The 25,712-nt window shown below is 64.4% G+C and carries 19 protein-coding genes and 1 tRNA gene; 11 read left to right on the top strand and 9 right to left on the bottom strand.

Annotated elements, in window-relative coordinates; genetic code table 11:
- The first annotated feature begins 48 nt into the window (after positions 1-48).
- Positions 49-921, top strand: coding sequence for a Ku protein (locus NMD1_RS20155; RefSeq protein WP_125956942.1), 873 nt, complete (start codon positions 49-51; stop codon positions 919-921).
- A gap of 4 nt (positions 922-925) precedes the next feature.
- The gene (ligD, locus tag NMD1_RS20150; RefSeq protein WP_125956940.1) at positions 926-3,466 is read left to right on the top strand and encodes a DNA ligase D; all 2,541 of its coding nucleotides are present in this window, start codon (positions 926-928) and stop codon (positions 3,464-3,466) included.
- A 4-nt stretch (positions 3,467-3,470) separates the two neighbouring features.
- Here ligD and NMD1_RS20145 read toward each other — a convergent pair whose 3' ends face one another.
- Entirely contained in the window at positions 3,471-4,508 is a 1,038-nt protein-coding gene (locus tag NMD1_RS20145) for a DNA topoisomerase IB (RefSeq protein ID WP_233497879.1), read from the bottom strand.
- A 210-nt stretch (positions 4,509-4,718) separates the two neighbouring features.
- On the opposite strand from NMD1_RS20145, the gene NMD1_RS20140 reads away from it, so the two are divergent.
- The gene (locus NMD1_RS20140) at positions 4,719-5,006 is read left to right on the top strand and encodes a hypothetical protein (protein ID WP_125956937.1); all 288 of its coding nucleotides are present in this window, start codon (positions 4,719-4,721) and stop codon (positions 5,004-5,006) included.
- A 134-nt stretch (positions 5,007-5,140) separates the two neighbouring features.
- On the opposite strand, the gene NMD1_RS20135 is transcribed toward NMD1_RS20140, so the two are convergent.
- A complete protein-coding gene (locus NMD1_RS20135) occupies positions 5,141-5,512 on the bottom strand; it encodes a response regulator (RefSeq protein WP_125956935.1) in 372 nt (123 codons plus the stop codon).
- Positions 5,513-5,935: 423 nt separating this feature from the next.
- On the opposite strand from NMD1_RS20135, the gene NMD1_RS20130 reads away from it, so the two are divergent.
- Positions 5,936-7,066, top strand: a complete 1,131-nt coding sequence (locus NMD1_RS20130) for a pyridoxal phosphate-dependent aminotransferase (RefSeq protein ID WP_158454029.1) — start codon at positions 5,936-5,938, stop codon at positions 7,064-7,066.
- Here the strand turns inward: NMD1_RS20130 and NMD1_RS20125 are convergent.
- The 4 genes from NMD1_RS20125 to NMD1_RS20110 all read right to left on the bottom strand — a co-directional run bounded on the left by NMD1_RS20125 (position 7,056) and on the right by NMD1_RS20110 (position 13,304).
- The gene (locus NMD1_RS20125; protein WP_233497877.1) at positions 7,056-8,303 is read right to left on the bottom strand and encodes an MFS transporter; all 1,248 of its coding nucleotides are present in this window, start codon (positions 8,301-8,303) and stop codon (positions 7,056-7,058) included. The genes NMD1_RS20130 and NMD1_RS20125 overlap by 11 nt on opposite strands.
- Entirely contained in the window at positions 8,300-9,565 is a 1,266-nt protein-coding gene (egtB, locus tag NMD1_RS20120) for an ergothioneine biosynthesis protein EgtB (RefSeq protein ID WP_125956930.1), read from the bottom strand. The genes NMD1_RS20125 and egtB overlap by 4 nt, the downstream gene beginning before the upstream one ends.
- Positions 9,566-9,705: 140 nt before the next feature.
- On the bottom strand, positions 9,706-10,707 hold the full coding sequence (egtD, locus tag NMD1_RS20115) for an L-histidine N(alpha)-methyltransferase (RefSeq protein WP_199558179.1): 1,002 nt from the start codon (positions 10,705-10,707) through the stop codon (positions 9,706-9,708).
- A gap of 230 nt (positions 10,708-10,937) precedes the next feature.
- On the bottom strand, positions 10,938-13,304 hold the full coding sequence (locus tag NMD1_RS20110) for a membrane-bound PQQ-dependent dehydrogenase, glucose/quinate/shikimate family (RefSeq protein WP_125956928.1): 2,367 nt from the start codon (positions 13,302-13,304) through the stop codon (positions 10,938-10,940).
- 507 nt (positions 13,305-13,811) lie between these two features.
- Here NMD1_RS20110 and NMD1_RS20105 point away from each other — a divergent pair.
- Genes NMD1_RS20105 through NMD1_RS20095 form a run of 3 tightly spaced genes read left to right on the top strand, consistent with a single transcriptional unit; the run spans position 13,812 to position 18,036 of the window.
- Positions 13,812-14,513 (top strand): response regulator transcription factor, encoded by a 702-nt coding sequence (locus NMD1_RS20105; RefSeq protein WP_233497873.1) that lies wholly within the window; start codon positions 13,812-13,814, stop codon positions 14,511-14,513.
- Positions 14,500-15,852, top strand: coding sequence for a FecR domain-containing protein (locus NMD1_RS20100; RefSeq protein WP_125956926.1), 1,353 nt, complete (start codon positions 14,500-14,502; stop codon positions 15,850-15,852). The genes NMD1_RS20105 and NMD1_RS20100 overlap by 14 nt, the downstream gene beginning before the upstream one ends.
- A gap of 12 nt (positions 15,853-15,864) precedes the next feature.
- Positions 15,865-18,036, top strand: a complete 2,172-nt coding sequence (locus NMD1_RS20095) for a CHASE2 domain-containing protein (RefSeq protein WP_125956923.1) — start codon at positions 15,865-15,867, stop codon at positions 18,034-18,036.
- Positions 18,037-18,043: 7 nt separating this feature from the next.
- Here NMD1_RS20095 and NMD1_RS20090 read toward each other — a convergent pair whose 3' ends face one another.
- A complete protein-coding gene (locus tag NMD1_RS20090) occupies positions 18,044-18,607 on the bottom strand; it encodes a hypothetical protein (RefSeq protein WP_125956921.1) in 564 nt (187 codons plus the stop codon).
- 314 nt (positions 18,608-18,921) lie between these two features.
- Between NMD1_RS20090 and NMD1_RS20085 the strand changes: the two genes are divergently transcribed.
- The 4 genes from NMD1_RS20085 (at position 18,922) to NMD1_RS20070 (ending at position 24,005) form a co-directional block, all read left to right on the top strand.
- Complete coding sequence (locus NMD1_RS20085) at positions 18,922-19,422, top strand: MarR family transcriptional regulator (protein WP_233497871.1); 501 nt, start codon at positions 18,922-18,924, stop codon at positions 19,420-19,422.
- Positions 19,423-19,542: 120 nt separating this feature from the next.
- Complete coding sequence (locus tag NMD1_RS20080; RefSeq protein WP_125956918.1) at positions 19,543-22,323, top strand: EAL domain-containing protein; 2,781 nt, start codon at positions 19,543-19,545, stop codon at positions 22,321-22,323.
- Between the two features lie 182 nt (positions 22,324-22,505).
- Positions 22,506-22,579: transfer RNA gene (locus NMD1_RS20075), tRNA-Gly, on the top strand.
- Between the two features lie 196 nt (positions 22,580-22,775).
- The gene (locus NMD1_RS20070; RefSeq protein WP_125956915.1) at positions 22,776-24,005 is read left to right on the top strand and encodes an integrase arm-type DNA-binding domain-containing protein; all 1,230 of its coding nucleotides are present in this window, start codon (positions 22,776-22,778) and stop codon (positions 24,003-24,005) included.
- A 35-nt stretch (positions 24,006-24,040) separates the two neighbouring features.
- Here the strand turns inward: NMD1_RS20070 and NMD1_RS20065 are convergent, their stop codons facing one another.
- The gene (locus tag NMD1_RS20065) at positions 24,041-24,757 is read right to left on the bottom strand and encodes a hypothetical protein (protein WP_125956913.1); all 717 of its coding nucleotides are present in this window, start codon (positions 24,755-24,757) and stop codon (positions 24,041-24,043) included.
- Between the two features lie 44 nt (positions 24,758-24,801).
- Complete coding sequence (locus NMD1_RS20060; RefSeq protein WP_125956911.1) at positions 24,802-25,302, bottom strand: Panacea domain-containing protein; 501 nt, start codon at positions 25,300-25,302, stop codon at positions 24,802-24,804.
- Positions 25,303-25,712 lie beyond the last annotated feature (410 nt).

Genomic DNA, 25,712 nt, shown 5'->3' with positions numbered 1-25,712 from the left:
TGAGCATTGCTGGGGCATTGTTTGGCGACGGCAACGGAAGGCCAGAACATGCCTGCAAGACCATACTGGCAGGGCCAGATCAGGCTGGCGCTCGTTTCGATCCCGGTCGAAATCTATCCCGCGACCGAAAGCGGCGCGCAGATCGCGTTCCATCAAATTCACGAGCCGACCGGCAAGCGCATCCGCTATGAAAAGGTCGTGCCCGGCCTCGGGCCGGTCGATGCCGACGACATCGTGAAGGGGTACGAGATCGACAAGGGCGATTACGTCCTGCTGGAGCCCGAGGAAATCGAGGGCGTGAAACTCGAAAGCAAGAAGACGCTGGACCTGATTCAGTTCGTGAGCGCGGATGAGGTCGACGCTCTGTATTTCGAGCGGCCCTATTACGTCGTGCCGGCGGATGAATTGGCCGGGGAGGCATTCGTGGTGATGCGCGAGGCGCTGCGGCGCACGCGGCGCGTGGGCATCGGGCAGCTCGCCATGCGCGGGCGGGAATACCTGGTGGCATTGAAGCCCTGCGGGCGCGGCATGATGCTTGAAACGCTGCGCTATGCCGACGAAGTGCGCCGGGCGCAGGGCTATTTCCGCGATGTCCCTGACGGCAAGCCCGATCCCGAACTGCTCGACCTTGCCGAAACCCTGATCGACCGGAAGACCGCTCCCTTCGATGCGGACCGCTTTCACGACCGCTACGAAGACGCGCTGCTGCGCCTGATCGAAAAGAAGAAGGCCCAGGGCGGACGGATCATCGAGGAGGCCAGCGAAGACAAGCCCGCGCGCCGTGGCGGCAACGTGCTCGACTTGATGGCCGCGCTCAAGAAATCGGTAGGGAAAGCAGGCAAGGACGATGCGCCGCCGAAACCGGCGCGGAAACGGACGCGGAAGGACCGCCCCACCCCGCGGCCGCGCAAACGGGCCTGACCCGATGCCGAAGCCCGATCCGCTCGAAGCTTACAACAGCCGGCGCGACTTTTCGCGGACGCGGGAACCCGAGGGGAAAGCTGCCCCAAGGGCAAGCGGCAAGACGTCCGGCCATCGCTTCGTTGTGCAGAAGCATGCGGCATCGCGGCTGCATTTCGATTTCCGGCTGGAGATGGACGGCGTGCTGAAAAGCTGGGCCGTCACGCGCGGCCCCAGCGCCGATCCCGCGGACAAGCGGCTGGCGGTGCGGACGGAGGATCACCCCCTCTCGTACGCCGGCTTCGAAGGCGTCATTCCCCAGGGCGAATACGGCGGCGGCACCGTGATGCTGTGGGACGAAGGCACATGGGAGCCGGTTGAAGGCAAATCGGCCGCGAAGGGATTGAAGGAAGGCCACCTCCATTTTGTCCTTCACGGCGCGCGGATGAAAGGCGAATGGATACTCATCCGGCTGAAGCCGCGCGGCAAGGAAACGCGCGAGAACTGGCTGTTGCGCAAGGTCGAGGATGCCCATGTCGACGGCGGAGATGATCTGACCGGGCAGGAGCTGACCAGCATCCGCAGCGGCCGCACGATGGCGGCGATCGCCGATGGCGCGACTCCGGTCTCACTGAAAGGGAAAAAAGGCGCGGCCTTCGACGTGGCGATGCGGCGAGCGGAGCGCATCGCCAGACCGGCTCCGCGCGAACGGGCAAAAAGCGTCCGAAAGAAAGGCCGTGCCGGCAAGCTGCCCGCTTTCCGCGCCCTGCAGCTCGCCACCGCCGTCGATGCGGTGCCCAAGGGCGCGGGCTGGATGCACGAGATCAAGTACGATGGGTATCGCTGCCTGATCGCGGTGGCGGGACCGGACATCAAAATCCATTCGCGCAGCGGATTGGACTGGACGCACCGGTTCGGCGGCATCGCCGGCGAGCTGGCCGGATTGAACCTGCCGCCCGCGCTGATCGATGGCGAGATCGTCGCGCTCGACAGCGATGGAAATCCCGACTTCTCGCTGCTCCAGCAACGGCTGGACGCGGATGATCGCGGCATGCTCGATCTGTTCGCTTTCGACCTGCTCGAACTGGATGGCGAGGATCTGACCGACATCCCCAACATCGCGCGCAAGGACCGGCTTGCGGCGTTGTTGCACGATGCCATCGATGCCGGGCACGTCCATGTCGCCGATCACTTGACCGGGGCGGGGGCCACGCTGTTCGGCACCATCTGCAACATGGAGCAGGAAGGTATCCTCTCCAAGCGCGCCGACGCGCCCTATCGGGCCGGGCGGACGCACAACTGGCTCAAGGTGAAATGCGTCAACCGGCAGGAATTCGTCGTGATCGGCTGGACGCGCAGCTCGGCGGCGGGGCGCGGGGTCCGCAACCTGCTGCTGGCACAGCACGATGCGGAGGACCGCCTGGTATATGTCGGCAAGGTTGGAACCGGCTTCAATGCGGGGAATACCGATAGCCTGATGGACGCGCTGGCGCGGTTACAAGCGAAGCGGCCGGCGGCCGAGGTGCCGCGTGCTGAAGCGCGGGACGCGGAATGGGTTACGCCTTCGCTCGTCGCCGAAGTGGCCTTCGCTGAACGCACCGCTGGCGGACGGGTGCGGCACGCGCGCTTTCTCGGTCTGCGACAGGACAAGCCCGCCCGCGAGGTGAGGCCGGAGACGAACATGCCGAGCACGGAGACCGGGCAACCGCAATTCGAGATCAGCCACCGCGACCGGGTGATCTTTCCCGAAGCCAACGTGACCAAGGGCGCGCTGGCGGATTACTACGCCACGATGGGCGCGGCTATGCTACCCTGGCTCGCGCGGCGGCCGGTCAGCCTGGTACGCTGCCCACAGGGCACATCGGGCCACTGCTTCTTCCAGAAGCACGACAAGGGCGGCTTCACTTCCGCCGTGCATCATGTCCCCATCCGCGAGAAAGACGGCGGCGAGTCCGACTATCTCTATGTCGAAGACCTGGAAGGCATCGAAGCCTGCGTGCAGATGGGAACGATCGAATTCCACGGCTGGGGCTCCACCATTGATGATCTCGAACGCCCCGACCGCATGGTGTTCGATCTCGATCCGGATGAAGGCCTCGATTTCGCCGACGTGCGCCGCGCCGCAATCGACCTGCGGGAAAATCTTGCCGACATCGGGCTGACCAGCTTCGCCATGCTGTCCGGCGGCAAGGGCGTGCATGTGGTCGTGCCCCTGCGACCGGTGGCGGAATGGCCGGAGGTAAAGGACTTCGCCAGCCGCTTCGCCCATGCCCTGAGCGAGAATGCTCCCGACCGCTATACCGCGACCATGAGCAAGGCGAAGCGGAAAGGGCGCATCTTCATCGACTGGCTGCGCAACCAGCGCGGATCGACCTCGGTCCTGTCTTATGTGGTCCGTGCCCGCCCCGGCGCACCGGTGGCCACGCCGGTCAGCTGGCGGGAACTGGAAGAGGCGCCATCGGCGCAGATGTTCACCATCGCCGACGAACAGGAACTGGCGAAACGCGCCACGGGGAAGAAGCTGCGCGATTGGGGCAAGGCCGAACAGGATCTGCCCAAAGTCTGAACCGTCAACGGCGAAACAGGCGCAGGACGGATCGCTCCAGCGTGCTGAGCGCCGGTTTGATCTGCGGCTCCCGTCGCGTGGAAACGTCTTGGTGCCGTGCGCCGCGCAACGGCGTGAGGCTCTGGTCCATCCAGGCATCGATTACCGCCGGGTGAATATAGCATTTCCGGCAAACAGCCGGCGTGTTCCCAAGCGCCGATGCCACCGCCGTCACGGCATCGCGGACGGCACGAGTGGCCGCCGCCGTGCTTTCGCACGGTTCGGCCAGCGCCAGGATGCGGGCGGCCATCATCGTTCCCGCCCATGTGCGAAAATCCTTCGCGGTAGCATCGATGCCGGCAATTTCGCGCAGGTAAACATTGACGTCCTCCGACGACACCGCGCGGATGTGTCCTTCTCCATCCTCGTATTCGAACAGGTGCTGTCCCGGCAGTTCCTGGCACTGCCGCACGATGCGCGCGACGCGTCGGTCGTGAAGGCGCAGGTTCCATTGCCTGCCGCTCTTGCCCCGGAAGCGGAACCGCAGTTCCCCGCCTTCGACCCGCACATGGCGCCTGCCCAGCGTAGTCAGTCCGAAGCTGCGGTTGGTGCGCGCATATTCGGCATTGCCGACCCGGATCAGGGTTTTTTCAAGCAGGTAGACCACGGTGGCCAGAACCTTCTCGCGCGGGAGGCCGGCCAGGCGCATATGCGCGTCGACAGCACCACGAATTCTGGGAAGCCGCCGCGCGAAGTCCAGCATGTGCGCGTACTTCGCCTCATCGCGCCACGCCCGGAAATCCTGGTGATAGATGTACTGCTTGCGACCGCGGACATCCCGTCCGGTTGCCTGGATATGCCCATTGCTCCGCGGACATATCCAAACTTCGGTCCACGCCGGCGGTATGGCGAGCGCCCGGACCCGCCGGAGCGTTGAACCTTCCGGGATGGCTTGGCCTTTCGGGTCGCGATAGCTCCAACCCTTGCCCCGGCGACGGCGCGTGATCCCGGCTGCGGTATCGGCACTGTAGACCAGGCCCGCTTCGTCGATGCTCCCGGCCACCACCGGTTCCCTGTTATCCATGCGGGAAAAGCGAAGAACGCACCATCCGGTTCCGCCGATGCCACGGAAAAGGAACACACACACATGCGTTAGCAATGGCCGGCCTGATGGATCGCAGGGCGTTCCGCCCTGTTGATGGCTTGCACAAGCGGCACATTCCCCGGGTGCAGATCCAGGGAACGATACCCGTCTTTAGTTTGGAGATCATCGATGACGGACGAACCGAAAGACGCCGGAAAGCATCAGGACCGGCATACTGACCAAGATCAGCAAAGCCACCCGATCGTCGTTCACAACCACGCCGGGGAAGCCGAGGCGACGGGGGCGGAGCGTGCCCGCGTGCGGCCCAGAAATGCTCCGCTGGTAGCGGAGGATACGCCTGACACGGTCGATCGCATGAACGAAATGCTTCGCTCCGGGCGCCTTGACTACACGGCTTACGAGGGCGAGCCCGCGCATGACGACGAGGAAGACCGGTTCGGCCTCCGCGACGATTGATGCCTTCAATCTTGCAGGGCTATCTGCCGTTCTGTCTATCGCGCGCGGGTCACTTCTCTGCGGCGATCGGCATCGGGATCGAAGGACGGATCACCGCCTTTTTGCCTAGCCAGCCCGAGAAGAGCTTTCGTCCTTTACGCATCGATCAGATCGCCAATCCCCCGCAGCAATGCCGCCATTCGTATCGGCTTCTGGAAGTTCCCTATCCCGCCGAACCGGTCGGGAATTGCCGCGGGGGAATATCCGGTTGTGAACAGATAGGGGATGGAGTGTTCGTCGAGATATTCGGCGACGGCATACGTCATGCCGCCCTCCAGCCCAATATCGACCAAGGCGCAGGCAATGTCCTGCTCCGATCCGGCAAGGTTCAGGGCATCCTCGAGCACGCCGACTGGGCCGATCACGTCCGCCCCCGCTTCAAGCAGACAGATCCGTAGCTCCTCCGCGATCAAGCATTCGTCTTCAACGACAAGGATTTTCGGTCGATTCAACAAGGTCGTGGACATGCATTTATTCCACATCGCCGTGGAATGGGAATCCGGCGGATGCACAAGGCGATGACATGCAACGGGGATTGGGGGAGGGCGACACCACGCGAAAGCTCCCGGCAACGGGTATCGGCTTTGCGCGCTATTCCGTCAATTGACGAAGTACTGATCTATGTTGGTCCGCCGGAACCGGGGCATCGTTTGACTGAGGCACTCCCGATCGGCGCGCAGTAGAAGTTAAGCCGGGTGACCGGAGTGCTGACGAGAAAACGCCCTTGGGGCGCTGGAGCAACCGGCAGAGCCATGTTCGCCAGCGGCTTGCCGTTCGGTCGCCGCTTGCATACCAATCTCTCGCGGTCCGCCGTCAGCGCATATGACCGGCGCTTTTGCAGCCGACCTCAGGCGTGCGTGACAGGCTTTCGCAGGAGGGATGACCAAGCGTTGCGCTATCTGGATTGGGTCTATCACGTTTCGGGCAGGGGCGGACTGTCGTTGTATGACAGTTCCGTCAGCGCGCCCGATGCGTTGTTGGCCGAGGCCGCGCGCAAGACGTTCGGCAGCTCCGGGCAGGCATCCCTCCCGCCGGTGTTCGGCGGCGGCAGCATGGCGATGCGGAGTCATCTGGCAGATGCCTATGGCATCAGCAATGATCGCGTAGTGGCCACCTCCGGCGTTTCGTCGGGGCTCGCGCTTGTATTCGCCGCGCTGGCGCGCCGGGATGACCATGTGCTGGTCGAGCTGCCGGGCTATCAGCCGTTCGAGGACATGGCCCGAGCCGCCGGATTGCAGGCCGAATGCTTCGTGCGCAGCGGCCCGCAAATGCGACCCGATCTGGCCGATCTGCGCAAGCGCCTGCGCCCGGAAACGCGGATGATCGTGCTGTCTCACCTGCATAATCCCACCGGGCTGCCATTGCTGGATAGCGATCTGGCTGCGCTGGCCGAGTTGTGCGAGGCGGCCGGAATCTGGCTGGTGCTGGACGAGATCTATGGAGCGTTTGCCGATGATCGAGGCCTCGCTGCGCTGCGATCGCCCGCGGTCATCAGCCTGTCGGGTCTGTCGAAGATTTTCGGCCTGGGGGCGCTGCGCTGCGGTTGGATCGTGGCTTCCGCTCCCGTGGCGCAAATCCTGCGCCATGCCAGCGTGCATCACGATACCGGGCTTTCGGCGGTGTCCCACGCGATCGGCCTTGCGGTGTTGCGGGACTGGCGCCGGTTTCGGGCGCGCACGCAGGACATCCTTGATGCCAACCGTCCGATCATGGAGGACTGGCTGACCCGGATGGCGGGGGAAGGCCTGGTATCAGGCGGTCTTTCGCCCTGGGGATGCCTTGCCTTTCCCCGCCTTGAGGGCATGGCGCGCACCGATGGGTTTGCCGCCTGGCTGCTGGCGACGCGCGGCGTGATCGTGGCGCCGGGGCACTATTGGGGAGCGCCCGCCCACATTCGCCTGGGTTTCGGCATGGCGCAGGACAACCTGGTGCGGGGGCTGGCGGAACTGGAGCAGTCCTTGCGCGACTATGCCACCATGGACGAACCGCGGCGGCGCGAGGTTGATGCCTTCAGCCTGTGACCTTGCGCTTGGGCAACAATACCATCAGCGCAAGCCCCGAACCCAGCGCCACAGCCGCGATCATGATCCCGGGCACTTCCGTCAGGCCGGTCGCCTGTTGCAGGTGGTGCGCCAGATAGGGCGTCAGCCCGCCGAACAGGGCGGTGGCGCTGGTGGCGCCCAGGGCGAGGCCGCTCAACCGCGCCCGCGCCGAAAATTGCTCGGCGGTAGCCACGGTGCCCACTGCGCTGACCCCGCCCGCCAGCGCCGCCAGCGTCGCGATCGCTCCCAGCGCGGCCGTGGCCGATCCGCCGGCGATAAGCCGGAACAGTGCCATGGGCAGCAGGGCACAGCCCGCGCACAGGCACAGCAGCACCCAGCGGCGACCGGCGAGGTCCGACAGCCAGCCCACCAGCGGGGTCACCGCAATCACCACCAGCGCGGCCAGGGTGGAATATTCCAGCGCCACCCCTTCGTTGTGCCAGCCGACCGAGGCCATGTAGGACGGGACATAGGTGATGCCGACATAATAGGAGATCGAGCCCAGCGCGGAAATCGCGAAGCCGGTGGCGATCCCCCTGCGTTCGTGGCGCAGAGCATAGGCCAGCGGCGAACCCTGGCCTGCCGCTGGCTGGTGAAAGGCCGGCGTTTCCGCAATCATCCCCCGCGCCAGCCAGATCGCGCCAGCCAGCACCGCACCGAACAGGAACGGCACCCGCCAGCCCCAGCCATCGAGGCTGGCCGCGTCCAGCGTGCTTGTCAGCACGGCGCACAGGCCCACCGCCAGCAAGCCGCCGATCTCGCTAGCCGCCGCGGCCAGCGAGGTTATCAGTCCGCGCCGGTGGGCGGGCGCGGTTTCGTAAAGGTAGGTCACGACCGAGGTATATTCGCCCCCCACGCTGAATCCCATCAGGCAGCGCATCACGATCAGGCCCCAGCCCGCCCATGCGCCCGCCTGCCGATAAGTGGGCAGCAGGGCGATGCACAGCATGGCCAGTGTCATGGCCGCCATTGAGAGCAGCAGCGCGGGCTTGCGGCCCTTGCGATCACCCAGCACCCCCAGCAGCACCGCGCCGAAGGGGCGCATCAGATAGGCGATGGCAAAGCCCGCCAGCGTATTGCCCAGGGCATCCTTGCCCGGTCCGAAGAACACCCGCGACAGGGTGGGCGCGAAATAGAGGCACAGCGTGAAATCATACCATTCCACCACGGTGGAGCCTCCCACCGCCAGCATGGCCAGCTTGCGACGGGGCGTCATGCCGGAGCCGTCCCCCCGTCCCTGGTCCCGTCTTTAGCAAGGCGCAGCCCCATGAATTGCCAGCGCTGGTGGGGGTAGAAGAAGTTGCGATAGGTGGCGCGGGCGTGGCCGCGCGGCGTGGCACAACTGCTGCCGCGCAGCACGAACTGGCTACTCATGAACTTGCCGTTGTATTCGCCGATCGCGCCGTCGGCGATCCGAAAACCGGGATAGGGCCGATAGGCGCTGCCGGTCCATTCCCACACGTCGCCAAAGAAGGACGCACCACCCGCGCGGGGGCGGATGTCGCCGCCTGCGTCCAACTGGTTGCCTCCGGACGGATCGTGGGCCGCCGCAGCGCTTTCCCATTCCGCTTCGGTGGGCAACCGGGCGCCGGCCCAGGTGGCGAAGGCATCGGCCTCGTACAGGCTGATGTGGCAGACGGGCGCATACGGGTCGACGGCGTGCCGTCCGCTCAGGCCAAAGCTGGAAAAGGCGCCATCGTTCTCGCGCCAATAGAGCGGCGCGGTGATCGCCTGGGCCTGCACCCATGCCCAGCCATCGGCCAGCCACAGGCGCGGATCGCGATAGCCGCCATCGCGGATGAATTCGATCCATTCGCCATTGGTGACGCGCCGGTCCGCCAGCGCGTGTGGCGCCAGCATGGTCTGGTGGCGGGGGCCTTCGCAATCAAACGCGAAGCCCTGGCCATCATGGCCGATCTCCACGATGCCGCCGGCGTTTTGGATCCAGCCGATGGGCGCGGGTGCTGCGCCGGGTGCTTGTGCGTGTGGCCAGATCGCCCATTCCAGCGGGTTCTGGGCGAACGCGTGGAGAATGTCGGTCAGCAGCAGTTCCTGGTGCTGTTGCTCGTGGTGGCAGCCCAGTTCGACCAGCGCCAGCACATCGGGCGGCAGATCGCCGATTGCAGCCAGCAACGCCTCGTCAACCGCATGGCGATAGGCCAGTATCTCCGGCAACGAAGGGCGCGAGAGCATGCCGCGTGCCGCGCGCATCATGCGCTGGCCTTCGGCTTCGTAGTAGCTGTTGAACAGAAAGGGCCACTCGGCGCGATAGGGGCGATAGCCCGCCACATGATCGCGCAGGACGAAGGTTTCAAAGAACCAGGTGGTATGCGCCAGATGCCATTTGGCGGGCGATGCATCGGGCATGGACTGAATGGTGGCATCGGCATCCGACAGCGGCGCAGCCAGTTGTTCGGTCAGGGCACGCACCGCGCGGTAGTGTCGCGCCAGCGCGACCGGATCCTGCGAAACATTCATGCCAACACCACGTCTTGCCCACCGTCCGATTGCCTGGTCAGCATCGCATGGAGCCTTGCGGTGCGTGACGGCAGGGACCTTTGTCTGCCTGCGCTCAGGCTCGATAGCACGATTTTGCGGCATTGCGTGGGCACGGCGGCCTAACGCCCTTCCAGCAGATAGGTGCAGAACGTGCCCGCGTGACCCGGCGATAAGGGCGCGGGATCGCTTTCCTGCCACACCTGCCGGACGGCCCAGCCAGCGCGGCTGGCCAGGGCGCTGAGGAAATCGGGCTGATACTTGTAGCTGTTCTCGGTGTGGATCGTCTCGTGCGGGGCAAACGGCACGCGCGTGTCCGCGATTCTCACCTCTTGCCGGGCAAGGCTGACGAGATGCATTTCGATGCGGCTCTCGCCCGCATTCCACACGGCGCGATGCTCGAACCGGCCAAGGTCGAAATCGGCGCCGCATTCGCGGTTGAGGCGGGTCAGCAGGTTCAAGTTGAAAGCGGCTGTAACACCGCTCCTGTCATCATAGGCCGGTCCCAGCACGGCTGGATCGTTGGTAGAATCCGCGCCCAGCATCAGGCAGGCGCCGGCGCCCAGCAAGCGGCGGACGTTGGCAAGGAAGGTTTCCGCTTCGTCCGGCGTGAAATTGCCGATGGTCGATCCGGGAAAGAAGCCGACCAGCGGCCTGGCCCCGAACCTTTCGGGCAGCGTGATATCGGCGGTGAAGTCCGCCCGGATGGGCGCCACCTCCAGCGCGGGATAGCTGGCGCGAATGCGGGCGGCGGCATGTGCAAGCGCGGCCTCGCTGATGTCGATGGGGAGATAGGCGGACAGTTGAGGGCTTGCGTCCAGGATGCGGCGCGTCTTCACGCTGGCGCCACTGCCGAATTCAACCAGCGCCGCGCCCGGCGGAATGGCGCGGGACAGGGTAGTCGCGATCTTGCGCAACTGGGCTTCTTCGGTGCGCGTGACGTAATATTCGTCCAGCAGGCAGATTTCCTCGAACAGATCGGATCCGTGCGCGTCGTAAAAGTGCTTGCTGGGCAATGTCTTGGGAGTGCGCGACAGCCCGGCCAACGCATCGCGGCAGAGCAAATCGGGACCGGGCAACTCGTCTTCCGCCGTGCTGGCCATGCACTGGATCAGGTCTGTCACGCGGTTCTCCTTGATCGTTCACGGGGCATCGGCGGCTGACGCCATTATCGATAAAGTGGCATCAAGACGGGTCTTTGAACATCGGTCTCAGGTATGGGGCGCACGCTCTCGCGCTGCTCCTCAACCCATGGTCGCATGTTTCGGGATTTTTACCATCCGGTGAGACGACGTGCCGCATGGCGGCGTTGCGAAGGGTTCACGGCTACTTCGTCCGCACACCCCTGGCAACGTCAACCCGGCAGCGCATAGGCAATCACGCTGTCGCCTGCGGGCGTCTCCATGAAATGGTGCCCGCCGGCAAAGATGACGAGGTATTCCCGGCCCCCCTGCTGGTAGATGATCGGTGTCGCCTGGCCGCCTGCTGGCAGACTGGCCGACCACACTGTCTTCCCCGTCCGCAGATCGATCGCCCTTATCAGGTCGTCGGTGGCGGCGGCGATGAATACCAGGCCACTGGCGGTTGTCACCGCGCCGCCGTTGTTGGGCGTGCCGATCGTAAGCGGCAGCATCGTCGGCACGCCGAAAGGACCGTTGCGGCGCGCCGTGCCAAGGGGGCGGTCCCACAGCGTCCTGCCGGTGGCGATGTCGATGGCGCGAATGCCGCCATATGGGGGGCGTTTGCACATCAGCCCGGTGAACGGCATGCGCCACCCCGCGTTCACCTCGATCGCGTAGGGCGCACCCCATTGCGGATCGACCGAATGAGACTTGGTGGAAATGTCCTTTGCCGCGAAACGCGGCTTGATGTCGCGCCGATCCGCTTCCGCCCGGGTTATCAGCCGTACATAGTTGGGCATGTCGTTGTAGTTGGCGACGATCACCCCGCGCAGCGGATCAATCGACACGCCGCCCCAATCGCTGCCACCGTTGTAACCGGGATATTCCACACTGCTCCGATCGACGCTGGGCGGCGTGAAGTAACCGCGGTAGTCCGCTTCGCGGAACTGGATGCGGCAGATCATCTGGTCGATCGGCGACATGCCCCACATGTCGGATTCGTGAAGCGGCGCCTTGCGCAGCGTGTTCCACAGCGAAACGATCTGCTGTGCCGCGCGCTGGGCAGGTTCCGCGCCGCCTTGCGGGGCGGCGATCGTGCCGATCGGCGTCAAAGGCCGGCCGGTGGCGCGATCCAGGATGTATAAGTCCCCCTGTTTCGACGGGACGAGCACCGCCGCTGTGCCCTTGTAGTCGATCAGGGATGGCTGACTGCCGAAGTCATAGTCCCACACGTCCTTCTTGACGGCCTGGAAGCTCCAGCGCGGCTTGCCCGTGGCGACGTCGAGCGCCACGAGCGAGCTCGAATAAGCATTCTCGAGCGGGGTGCGGCCGCTTGACCAGTAGTCGTTCGCCGCATTGCCGAGCGGGACATAGACGAGGCCAAGCCGTTCGTCGCCCGCGGCGCTGGTCCACATGTTCGGTGTTCCCCGCGCCCAGGTCTGGCCGGCCGGCGGATAGCCGCTCCAATCGGGGTGAGCCATGTCCCAGGCCCACACGAGCTTGCCCGTCCGCGCATCGAACCCCTGAACCACGCCGGAAGGCGCCCGGCTGTATTGCCCGTCGAGGATCTGGTGCCCCACAACGATCACCCCGCGCACGATGGTTGGCGCCGAGTTGATGGAGGCGAGGCCCGGATAGACCGGCCCCATGCCGATCTTGGTATCCTGTTCCCCCGTGCCGTTGAACTCGCGGCATGGCTCGCCCGATAGGGCGTCCAGGGCGATCAGGCGCGAATCCAGGGTGCCCTCGATCACGCGGGTGGCGCAAGGCGCGGCGCTGTCTGCGCCGGGAACCGCATAGACCACAACTCCGCGGCAAGCGGTGGTATAGGGAATCCATGCGTCGGGCACTTTGGGATCGTGACGCCAAGCTACGCGCCCGGTGGCCGCATCGAGCGCGACCACCACATTCTTGGCGGTGCAGGTATAGAGCAGGTTGCCCACTTTTATCGGCGTGTTTTCGGTGCCGTAGAGCTTCTGGAACTTCGCGGATTGCGGCGTGCCGCCGGTATGCGTCTCCCAGACTTTGTGCAGGCTTCCGACATTGCCGCGATCGATCTGCGTGAGGGGAGAATAGCGCCAGTTCGCGTAAGTTCCGCCATAGGTAGGCCAGTCGCGCCCAGTCGCCAGGCCAGAGGGATCACCCAGCGCCTGCGAGCTCTGCGGAGGCAACGCGAGCACAGGCGACGACAAGCCCGAACCGGGCAAGGCAAAGCAGGCGATAACGGCGAGCAGCCCCGCCGCGATGCCGCCGCCCGACCACTTCCAGCGGTGCGGGCTGTCCACCAGCGTGGGCATGACCAGCAGCATGGCGACCAGCAGCACGAAGGGCGCGATCAGCCAGGGGATCATCGCCCAGGCGTTTCCTTGCGCTTCCGAGAGGCCCCAAACCATGCTCAGCAGGAACAGAGCGGCATACAGCCAAACCGCAAGCGGGCGCCGGCGAAATAGCAACCAGGCCGTGCCGAGCAGCCCAAGACCGGCCAGCAAATAGTAGATCGATCCGCCGAGCTCGACGAGGTAGGCGCCCCCGCCAGTCATAATGACGCCCGCCAAGGCAATTACAACGCCCAGTACAAGGGCTGGCCAAGCGCCTCTCATGCCGTTTTCCTCGTTTGGCCGAGGGGACGACCCGGCCTTCAGCTTTAGATAGCCAACGGCATTGCGTTCTCGTCGTTCCCCGAATGCATCGTGGGTTAGCGCCACGCGGAGGAGATCGTGCTCGGCGTGACCCCTTAAATAGTCCGAAACGGAGTAACTTGTGCGAACGCGCCACCGATTCTGATGACGGGACGGGACTGGCGCGCGTGTTGGCCTGGCAAGATTCTGTTTTTCCGCGTACTTTCGCCATCCGCCTGGGGCCATGGCGGCAATTGCGTATGACCCCAGGCTTCAGGCGACCCGACAAGGCCCCCGTTGAGGGTTGGTCCAGAAGCAGATACGTAATGACACCGTGATCGTTGCGTATGCGCTTAGTCGGTTATCCAGACATCCGCGTTATAAGCGTCCTGTAAACGTGATCGGTGTAAAAGGTTGTAACACCTGCTTCCCGGGAACGACGTGTTGCCCGATGGGGTGGGGTATGCGCGATGACGGTAAAGGACTTGCATGATGCATATCGCCATCGTTGATGATGATGAAACAGTGCAGGCTTTCGTTGCGGAAACCTTGCGTGGGGAAGGGCACTCGTGTTCGTGCTATCGCAGTGGTCTGGATCTGCTCGCTGCCGCGCAGCGCGAAACTTTTGATCTGCTGATAGTAGACTGGAACATGCCGGGGATGAGCGGCATCCATCTTATGGAACTGGCCAAGTCGCGGATCGCGGCGTGCCCGCCGGTCATCATGCTGACCAACCGCTCGGACAAGGATGATATCGCGCTGGCGCTCAATACCGGGGCGGACGATTTCATCATCAAGCCGGAAAGCCCTGTGGTGATCCTGGCCCGTGTGAACGCCCTGTTGCGGCGCAGCGCCGTCGGGGGAACGGCGGTGCAGGGGCCGTTGCAGTTCGGCGCCTATCTGTTCGATGCGCAACGTAATGTCGTGAAGTTCGGTGGAGAGGACGTTGCGTTGACAGCGAAGGAATTTGCGCTGGCCATGCTCTTTTTCGCGAACCAGAACAGGCCGCTTTCGCGCGCCTATATCATGGAAGCGGTCTGGAAGAGCGTGGCCGAGCTTTCCACGCGCACGCTCGACATGCACGTTTCGCGCATTCGCACGAAGCTTTCGTTACGGCTGGAAAACGGCTTTTCGCTGCGAACGGTGTTCGGCTACGGCTACAGACTGGAGACCGACCATGCGCAAGACTAACCGGATCGCTCGCCCGTTTGCGGCCCTCGCCCTTGCCCTGCCCGCAATGACGGGTCAGCAAGGCCATGCCGCATCCGCGCCGGTTGTGGCGGTGGCGCAGGATCAGATCGAATATACCGTGCGCGCGGGCGACAATCTCTATCAGATCGCGTCGCGCTACCTTGTCCGGCAGGCCGATTATCGAGAGGTCCAGCGTATCAACCGCGTGGCCGATCCCTTGCGCCTGCCCGTGGGATCGCGGCTGCGCGTGCCGTTGCGCCTGCTGAGAACAGAGCCGTTGCAGGCCCGCATCCTGGCGGCGCGCGGCACCGTGACGCTGGAAAGCGGCGGCGCGCCGATCCGGCCGACCGCCGGTCTCACCGTGATGCCGGGTGCCGTGCTGGAGACGGGAGCCGATGGTTTCATCGGGCTCGCCCTGTCCAACGGCTCGCAAGTGTCGTTGCCTACCCGCACGCGTGTGCGGCTGGTGGCGATGCGGCGCATCCTGCTGACGGGCAGCGTCGATTTCGATGTCGCGGTGGAACGCGGCAAGATCGAGACGCAAGCTACCCCGCTGCAAGCGGACGGCAGCCGTTTTCGCCTGCGCACGCCGCGCGCGGTTTCCGCCATTCGCGGCACCGTCCTGCGTGTCGCTTATGACGATGCCGGCGCTTCGGCCACGGAAGTGGTCGAGGGCAAGGTTGCGGTGCAGGGCGATCCCTCGGCTGCCGAAACCATGCTGGCGCAAGGGTTCGGCGCGCAGGTCTCTCCCGGTGGCGCGGTGAAGGTGGAAGCGCTGTTGCCGGCGCCCGAACTGGTGGACGCGGGCAAGGTGCTGGTCGATCCCGTGGTAGCCTTGCAGGCGCGCCAGGAGGCGGGAGCAAAGGGATATCACGTCCAGGTCGCGGCCGATTCCAGCTTTGCCGATCTGGTGACCGAGGCCAGCGCCGACGGCGATACGGTGACGTTGCCGGCTTTGGCCGACGGGCGTTGGTTCGTGCGCCTTACCGCTCTGTCGGCCACCGGGATCGAGGGCTTGCCGCAGGTCTATTCCCTGCGCCGCTCGCTGACCGGACTGAGTGCCAGCGCTGCGCAGGATGGCGACCGGATCACGATCAAGTGGCTGGGGCAGGGGGCAAGCGACGCGCGCCGGCTCTATCGCTTCCAGTTGGTGCGTGGTGACGCCAAGGCGGCGCCGATGATCGACGAGCCTGGATTGCAGGACGCGCAGGTGGGCGTGGCGGGTCTGGCCGATGGAGTCTATTTCTGGCGCGTCGGCGTGCAGCAATATGCCGCTGGCGATGTTACTGAAAACTGGACTCCTTTCCAGAAGTTCACGGTCACGGGTGCGGGCCGATAGGCGCCGCGCGCGATGCTCTATCGCCGGCTGCTGATCGAATGGCTGGTCGTGGTGATCGCGGCCAGCCTGCTGGTAACGGCATCGGTACGCGGACGCTGGACCGCGCCGCTCGATAATATCCTGCTGGATTCGATGACGCTGATCCGTCCCGCCAACGCGGACGACCGGATTATGCTCGTCGAAATCGACGAAGGCAGCCTGGCGCGGGTCGGAAACTGGCCCTGGCCCCGCTCCGTCCATGCCCAGGCGCTCGAAATGGCGGCGAAGGCGCGGCCAGCCGCGATCGGTTACGACGTCCTGTTCATCGAGCCGACGGCCGAGGACGGGCGTTTCGCGGAAGGGTTGCGCGCGGCGGCGCCGGTCTATCTTCCCATGCTGCCGGGCTTGCCGGATGCCGATGGCCGCGCGGCGACCACGGCGGACCAGAAGCCACCCCCGCCGATCAGCGCGGCGGCGGCTGGGCTGGGGTCGGTGGACGTCAACTTCGATGACGATGGCGTTGTGCGCCGCTTCGAACCCCGGCTCAACGGGGCGGTCCCGCATCTGACGGAATTGCTTGTCCGGCGCATAGATCCGCAAGCCTACCAGGCCCATCCGCCCGCGATCACGCAGATCATCCCGTTCCAGCGGCCCGGCGCGTTCCGGCGCGTGTCGTTCGATGATCTGCAGGCGGGAAGAGTGCCGGACGCCTTGATCCGCGGAAAGGTCCTGCTGTTCGGCGGGATCGCATCCGGCTTCGGCGATCGTTTCCTCGTGCCGTTTTCAGCCGGTACGCTGATGTCGGGCGTGGAACTGCAGGCCAACATGCTCAATGCCCTGCTGCATGGCGATTTCTACCACGATGTGGGCACGCCATGGGTGCTTGCGTTCAGCCTGCTTCCGGTGTTGCTGCTGTTGCTTGCCTTCCTGCATTTCGGGCCGATGACGAACCTGCGCCTGTCGCTGGCGGGGCTGGTCGTGGTGTCGGCCGCGTCGGTGGCCTTGCTGCTGACGATCGGCTGGTGGATTCCGCCGGGCTCGGCCCTGCTGGGGCTGGTGGTGGTCTATTCGCTGTGGGGCTGGCGGCGGCTGGCGGCGGTGAGCGAGTTCCTGACCGCCGAAGTGGTCCAGCTCCAGAAGGAGCCCGACCTTGTCCCCGCAGCGGTGCCCGCGTCCGGGCGTGGCGACCTCGTCAACGTGGAGACCAACCGCTTGCATGACGTGATCGCGCAGCTGCGTGCCTTGCGCGCCTTCATCGCGGAAATTCTGGCCCGGTTGCCCGATGCGGTCTGCGTGGTCGACGACGATGGCGCGGTGGTGATGGGGAACATCGCGGCCGACCGCCTGTTCGGGCGCGCGGTGCGTGACCAGCCCTTGCTGCCTCTGCTGGCCGGGATCGGGCTGGGCGGGGCCGTGCGCGAAGGCGAGGTGACGTTGCCCGATGGGCGGACGCTGGTGTTATCGCGCGCGGCGATCGAGGGGGTCGGCACGATCATCCGCTTTGCCGATATTACCGAGCTGAAAGCGGCATCCCGCGCACGGGAAGAGGCGCTGCAGTTCCTTAGCCACGACATGCGCGCGCCGTTCTCCGCCGTAATCGCGCTGCTGCAGGATCGGACATCGGGCGATAGCGGAGCGGTAACCGCCGATACCGCCTTGCGCATACGCCAGCATGCCGGGCGCGGGTTGCAGCTGGCGGACGATTTCGTGCAACTCGCCCGCCTTGAGAACGCGCGCGTGGTGGCGGAACCGGTCGATCTCGCGGGTGCGCTGGCGGAAGCGACGGACCTGGTCTGGCAGCGCGCGCGTCAGCGCAGCGTGGCGATCCGCGAGCGTATCGACGATGACGATCTGTGGGTGATGGGGGACCCGGCCCTGGTCCAGCGCGCACTGCTCAACCTGCTGGGGAATGCAGTGAAGTTCGCGCCGGAAGGTGGAACCGTCGAATGTCGCATCGTGCGCGAGGGCGCGCTGGCCGCCTGCTCGATCACGGGACAGGGGCCGCCGATGCCGCCGGAGCGCGCGCGCGATCCGTTTATCCCCTTCGCGCCCGGCACCGATGCGGCGGGCGAGGCCAGCCGGGGGCTGGGGCTGGCGTTCGTGAGAATGGCGGCGGAACGGCAGAACGGGAGCGTAGGCTATCGCGAGATGCCGGATGGCATGAAGGAGTTCACCATCCGCCTGCCTCTCGCCACTGACGATTGAGTGGGCTTCAGTCGCGCGTCCACGACAGCTCCGATCCTTCGGGCACGGGATGGACCAGCATGTCCGCAGCGCGGGCGGCGAGCGAGGCCAGCACGGGCTTGCCCGTGCCGTGGCAGTGATCTTCCTCGGCCCAGCCGCGCCCGAGCAGAGTGCCGGTGGCGTGGTCCACGACCGTCAGGACGAGGCGATACCGGGTGTCGTGGCAGGATTGCAGGAAGCGCTGCTTCTTGGCTCCAGAAAGCGGCGGGGCCGCGTTGTCGACCAGCACGGCCACGTTCGACGGGCGCTGGGTATAGGCCGCGGTCAACTCGTTCCGGCTGTCATCGGCGATGCCGATGCCGGTGGTGCGCAGCGCGTTGACGATGACCGTCCGGTCGCCGTTGTCTTCGGGCATTGCGGTTGGCTTCACGGTATAGGGCGTGGCCGGCGTCTCCGGCGCGGCCATTCCACCGAAGCGGGTTCGCACCGGACCGGCGCAGCCGGAGGCAAGGCAGGCCAAAACGACCAGCGTGGTCAGGCGGCGCGACACAGGCAGGTGATGAAAGGCTTTGGCGCGCGGCGCTTCGGGCATGTTGGCGGTCTCGTCTCGGGATGTCGGGCGGAGCTATGGTATCCATCGCCAATATCGATCGCCCGCGCAATCGGGAAGATTGCGGACTCGACGGGATAGGTCGGTGGGCGCGCGCAGCCCTAGCGCCCACGCGGCGCCTTGCAAATTTACATCATTTTACACCGAAATGCCCGAAATTCTGGCACTTATCATCGCATGTGCGTGGTTCTTCATGCGCTTTCCGCAAGCCGCTCGCGGCCCGCCGCGTGATGCCGGGCCAGGGTGTGAACTGCGGGATGCGTGACGGGAACCACGGGGTCAGGATGGGTTGCGACATGAAGGCTTTCGAAATCGGAGGAATTGCCCTCGAACCTGCCAGGATGGGTATCCCGCTGCTGGCCTGTGAAGGGGACATCATCGTTTCGCCCCCGCTGCCCGAACGCACGGCGCGCGCGCATCTGGCTCTGGCACGCGAGCTCTATTCGGCGCGTCGGCGGCGCGAGCGCTTCTTTCCCGCCGACTTGTTCGGCGAGGCGGCGTGGGACATCCTGCTGGATCTCTATATCGCCCGCCACGAAAAGCGCGAAGTCGCCACCACCAGCGCCTGTATCGGTGCCTATGTTCCGCCGACCACGGCCCTGCGCTGGCTGCGCCATCTGATGGAGCATGACTACGTCCATCGTGAAGACGACGGCAAGGATCGGCGCCGGACGTTCGTGCGGCTTTCCGCCAAGGGCAACGCGGCGATGGACGCCTTCCTGGCGAACATGCTGAAGACGATGGCCCGCAACCTTGGCGCGGTGCTGATGGCCGAAATGGAAGGCGACTGCCAGTAAGGGGGAGCTCTATCCTGCATCCCTGACCTGGTTGCCCCAAAGGGCGATACTGCCAGATTGGCACGTTCTTAACGATTGATGGGCCAAGCATCCACTGTCCGACCGGAAAGTGGATCCCTGATGTTCGATATCCTGTTTTGCATTCGCGATCAGCATGATTTCAGCCTCGTGCTGCTCGCTGCTGGCGTGTGCCTCCTGTCGACCGTAACGGCCGTCCTCCTGCTGCGCCAATCGCGCGTGGCAACGGGACGCGGTGCTCGCAACTGGGCGGTGATCGGCGGAGCGGTAACCGGGTTCGGTATCTGGTCCACGCACTTCATCGCGATGCTCGGCTACGATCCCGGCGTGGTGATGGGGTACAAGGCGGGGCTGACGGTCGGTTCGCTCGGCATTGTCGTCGTCAGCATGGCGGTCGCGTTCCTGCTCGCGATGAGAGCAACCACGCGAACCGGCCGCTTTGGAGCAAGCGTGCTGGCGGGCGCAGGTTTCGCGACGATGCACTATGTCGGCATGGCGGCAGTAGAGATGCCGGCCGTCATCCAATGGCGGTTGCCTTATGTCGCACTTTCGCTCGTGCTCGCGATTGTGCCGTTTTTCGCCGGGCTGGATAGGGCGGTGCGGCATAGTGGACGGGGGCAGGGTTTCGCCGCGGCGCTGATGATGACCGTCGCGGTGGTTGGCCTGCACTTTTCCGGGATGGCCGCGATCCGGCTGATTCCCGCCCGTCTGCATACCGAAGCGATGCTGCTTTCCCCCAGCATGATGGCCGTCCTGGTCGGCAGCGTTTCGGTGCTGCTGCTGGCGCTGTGCATCGGGAGCTGGGCAATCACACGCCGGGCTACGGCCGCGATCGAGGTTAGCGAACGGCAGTTCAGCATCCTGGTCAAGGGCATCTCCGACTGCGCGCTCTACATGCTCGATCTCGACGGGCGGGTGGCCAGCTGGAATGCCGGAGCGCAGCGCCTGAAGGGGTATCAGGCCAGCGAGGTTCTTGGCCTTCCGCTTGGGCGTTTCTATTCCCCGGAAGACCGCGCGGCCGGTGCGCCGCAACGGGCGCTGGCGCAGGCGCTGGCCGAAGGCAAGTTTACCGGCGAGGGCTGGCGCATGCGCCGCGATGGTTCGCGCTTCTGGGCGCATGTCACCATCGAGCGGATCGTCGATGCCGCGGGCGAACACGTCGGCTTCGCCAAGATCACGCGCGACATGACGCGCTTCAAGGAAGACCAGGACCGGATCAAGGAGGCGCACCATCGTCTCGATGCCGCGCTGGAGCACATGCACCAGGGCCTTTGCCTGTTCGATGCCAGCCAGCGGCTGATGCTGCGCAATCGCCGGTTCGCCGAACTCTGGCAGTTGCCCGAAGACAGCTGCCAGCCGGGCTGGACGCTGGAGGACGTGGCGCGGGCTGCGCTGGAGGCGCGAACGGGTGGCCGGGTTTCCGACGAACGGCTGGAAAACATGAAGCTTCTGCTCCAGCGCTCGTTCGCATCGCCGGAACTGCCGCCCGTGATTTCCGAATTCGGCGAGGATTTCGTGGTCTCGATTTCCAGCAGGCCCATGCCGAACGGCGGATGGGTGACGACCTTTGAGGACATTACCGAGCGCAGCCGTTCGGAGGCCCGAATCGCGCATATGGCCATGCACGATGATCTCACCGGGCTTCCCAATCGCGCCAGCTTCAACCACTGGCTGGATCGGGAACTGGAACTGGCGGAACTGCGCGACGAGCAGGTCGCTCTGGCGATCATCGACCTCGATCGCTTCAAGGAAATCAACGATACGCAAGGCCATGTTGCCGGTGACATGCTGCTGCAGCGGATCGCGGATGCGATGTCGGCCGTGCTGGGTGACGGGGAGACGGTGGCGCGGATCGGGGGTGATGAATTCGCGGCCGCCAAGCACTTTTCCTCGCCCGCCGAACTGTCGGATTTCGTGGCCCGGCTGAGCCGTTGCTTCGACATTCCCTTCGGCGCGCAGGACGGTATTGCCGTGGGCGCCAGTCTCGGCATCGCGATATACCCCACCGATGCGACGGGCCGCGAGGCGCTGCTCAACAATGCCGATCTCGCGATGTATCGGGCCAAGGGCAACCTGGGCGAGCGCATCTGCTATTACGAACAGGGCATGGACGAAAGCGCCCGTCATCGTCGCCAACTGGCAAACGACCTGCGGCACGCTGTGGCGCGGGGAGAGCTTGCTGTCCTGTATCAGCCGCAACACTCGCTCAAGAACGGGGAAATCAGCGGCTATGAAGCGCTGTTGCGCTGGCACCATCCCCGCTTCGGCATTGTGTCGCCCGTGGAGTTCATCCCGATCGCCGAGGAAAACGGCGAGATCATGAAGCTGGGCGAATGGGTCTTGCGCATGGCCTGTGCGGAAGCGGTCTTCTGGCCGCAGAAGCACAAGATCGCCGTAAATCTCTCGCCCGTGCAGTTGTTGCAGGCCGATCTGCCGGAAATCGTCACGCGCGTACTGGTGGAAACAGGCCTTTCGCCTCAGCGCCTCGAACTGGAGATCACCGAGACGGCGCTGATTGCCGACAAGGTGCGGTCGCTACACACGCTGCGCCGCATCAAGGCGCTGGGCGTCAGCGTTGCCATGGACGATTTCGGCACGGGCTATTCCTCGCTGGACACGCTGCATTCGTTCCCGTTCGACAAGATCAAGATCGACAAGTCGTTCCTGCTTGAATCCGAACACAACGAACAGGCCCGCGCGATCATCCGAGCCGTGCTGGCGCTGGGCAAGAGCCTGCAGATCCCGGTGCTGGCGGAAGGCGTGGAAACGATCGGTCAGCTCGAACTGCTCGTCTCCGCAGGTTGCGAGGAAGCCCAGGGGTATTACTTCGGCAAGCCGGCCGTGGCTCCCAGCGTGCCCCTGCAAGGTGCAAAGGCGGGATAGCGCCTGGGGGCACCGGGAGCGCGATGGCAGGGACGGGCGCGGGAACGGACAGGTCGGACTTGCGCGGCACGCCACTTCCGCCTAAGGCCCCCCTCCATCGTTCCATGTTGGCTTCCAACTTGAAACGAAGGTGGAAAGGTTTCAGCTCGCCCTGATATTTTTCCAGTAAAATCAGCGCCTTTGCGGGTGTAGCTCAATGGTAGAGCAGAAGCTTCCCAAGCTTACGACGAGGGTTCGATTCCCTTCACCCGCTCCATCCTCCCTTCAAAAATTGTCCCGATGGTGGTATAAAAGCCCGCAAATCCGGGACTTTAGCGTCCCGATTTGTCCAGACGTGATCGGCCCTTTCCGCCTGCATCCATGAATTTCTGGGGGTACTTCGGGGTTTTGTCGTCTGGGCCAGTGAGAGAGACCCCCACGGTGGGGGTTCCTGGCGGGAAAGGCGCAGAACCATGCCACTTACCGACATTGCGATCCGGAACGCGAAGCCCCGAGAGAAGTCTTATAAGCTGGGCGATGCCCTTGGCCTCTTCCTGCTGGTGAAACCCACCGGGGGTAAGCTGTGGCGCGTGAAGTATCGAATCCACGGCAAAGAAAAGGCGCTCGCGATTGGCACCTATCCAGCGGTCGGTCTGGCCGAAGCCCGTCGCCGCCGCGATAATGCGCGTGAGCTGGTTTCCGATGGACGCGATCCGTCGATAGAAAAGCGCCGCGACAAGATGCGCGCGGAAATGGCATCGGCCACGACATTCACAGCCGTTGCCGGGGAGTACTGCGCCAAGCGCAAACGTGACGGCGCCAAGGCCTGGGCACCCGCGACAGCCAACCGCAGCGAGTATCTCCTCTCGCTGCTGAGAGGTTCGATCGGCTGCATGCCGATCGCGGATATTCAACCGATAGACGTTTTGGCGGCGGTTCGCAGGATCGAGCGAAAGGGGCAGCTGGAAAGCGCGCGCCGGACTCTCCAGCTTGCCGGTGCTGTCTTCCGGTATGCGGTCGCCACCGCTCGGATTCCTTCGGATCCGACTCGCGACCTTCGTGGCGCCCTGACCACGCCGACGGTCACCCATTATGGGGCGATCATCGAGCCCGAACGGGTTGGCCAACTGCTGCGCGCGATCGAGGGCTATGAAGGCCAGCCCATGACGAAACTGGCGATGCAGTTAGCACCGCACGTCTTCGTCCGCCCTGGCGAACTGCGCCATGCCGAATGGTCCGAGTTCGACTTCGATGCAGCGCTGTGGAAGATCCCCGCCACCAAGACGAAGATGCGGAAGGACCATCTGGTCCCGTTGTCCCGCCAAAGCCTCGCCCTCCTCAAGGACGCCAAGGCGCTGACGGGGCCGGACGGCTACGTCTTTCCATCCATCCGGTCGCGGCGGCGACCTATGAGCGACAATACGATCAACGGTGCGCTCCGCCGTCTTGGCTACGCCACAAATGAAATGACCGCCCACGGTTTCCGGGCAATGGCGTCCACCCTGCTCAATGAAAGTGGCAAGTGGCATCCCGATGCGATCGAACGGGCGCTGGCGCATGGCGACAGTGACAGGATCAGGGCCGCTTATCACCGTGGCGCGCACTGGAAGGAGCGCGTCGAGATGGCGCAGTGGTGGAGCGATTATCTCGATGAGATGCGCGATGCTGGTGCATCCAAGCGCGTTTCGAAGAAACGCTTTTAAAATCGTACGCCCGTTGACGCGTGAATTGTGTCACTTCAGGCGGGCAGGTCTCCGCCGAACAGGTCATCTCCACGATCACGCGGCGGTTGCTTGCTCCGCTCCTTGCGCGTCACCCCTTCGGCGGTGAGAATGTCGTAGGCATCGACAAACCTCTGAAAGAACGCCTCCATCTCATTCGCTTCCAGAAGTGGAAGATCAGCAAGGGTATAAGGCTTGATACTGCGCTTCTTGCATCCCTCAGGTGCGCTCAGATCAAGCAACAGCAACTCCGCGTCGCTGAGCTGATCAACAGCAAAACGCGACATGATCGCACTGGCAATCATCCGCAAGCCATCGCGGCCAGGCACGTGGCCCCGCCGAGGTTGAAGGTAGAAAAGCGTGGTCTTGCCGTTTTCGCGAAAGAAAAACAGAGGATCTACTGTGATCGCGAAGTCAGGGCGCAGGTTAAGCTGCTGCGGCGAAAGCGGATGGCACATCAGGTCTCCGCGCCCCTGCGCGGCATCCCAGATCAGCCCACCAACTTCCTCGTTGTACGGTCGCCCCAATTTATTGCCGGTCGAACCACAGGCGCGAACGGCGGCCTCTCGCGGAATGGACGAACTGAAAACAGCCTTCGCCAGTCTCTTGGCAGGCGCGTAGCTCCAATTGGAGCCGGTCCCGCCATAATACCGCCGGAGATTGGCGATCGTCGAATTGACGTCATGACCAGTTAACCTGACCACGTCTTGAAGTGGGGGAATCGGTAAAGCCATGACGGGACCTTTACCATCATGCAGACGTCGAACAAAGATGTCCACTACTGGACGGTTGCGGTTTTCCCCTGCGCAATGAAATGATGACGAATGGACTCATTCGATATTTCCATGTTCAGTCGTACCTTACCGTCTCCGGCATTCCATACCCGATCCCATGGCCCACCACGTATATGCGTAAGGTCAGAAAGCTCGAAAGCGCCAAAGCCCGAGTAATATCGCAAGATGGAGCGGAGCAGTTTCTCGGTCTCAGCCGGGAAATCGGCCCGCGCCTCCATGAACTCGCCCGTATCCAGGTCCATCATGGTGGCACGGCTGGTGATCGGCCCTGCTCCGTGAACCTTGAAGCTGTCGTACACGACCTTGATCACAGGCCCGTACTCCCACGCTTCGATACGATTCGAAATCAGCGGTAGATTGAACGAAGCCAAGTGCCAGCCGTGGGCAAAGTATATGTGTTTGAGTATGCCCATGTTTGTGAGCACGGTTCCACAATCCCGTGCGCAGTCCAGAAGATAGTTGGCGACTTGCCTGGCGTCGTACATTGCTCTCTCGCGAGCTCTACAGTGGCCCCGTGCGCGGCTGCCGTTATAGATGAAGATGGTCCCGCGCAATCGAAGCTACCACCGGTCTGTCAGCGATACGAGTAGGCATAAGGGGCTTTTCGGAATGAAGTCGTAGATTTGATGCGTGGGCATTCGTATCGCGGCTTGGCGGCCATTTCCTGGCCCGCGCATAAGCGCGACCAGGCTCTATTGCGCTTGCGCTCAACCGAGCCAGCGGTGCACCGCTGTCTCGTCGGCACAGCCGTGACGATCCCTGTCAGGGGCGGGCTGTCTTCGCCATCCCTTCAGTCGTCGCCGCGCTGAGGCGCGCGGCGGCGTCGAGCCTTGCCGGCTCCAGGGTAGCGGGGGGCGTCGCTGCCCGTTAGCCCCGCCGCGCCGGCGCGCAACCC

This window comes from Novosphingobium sp. MD-1 (genome assembly GCF_001014975.1).
Classification (GTDB): Bacteria; Pseudomonadota; Alphaproteobacteria; order Sphingomonadales; family Sphingomonadaceae; genus Novosphingobium.
The sequence above is the reverse complement of the archived record's forward strand: the minus strand, read 5'-3'. Positions and strand labels throughout refer to the sequence as shown.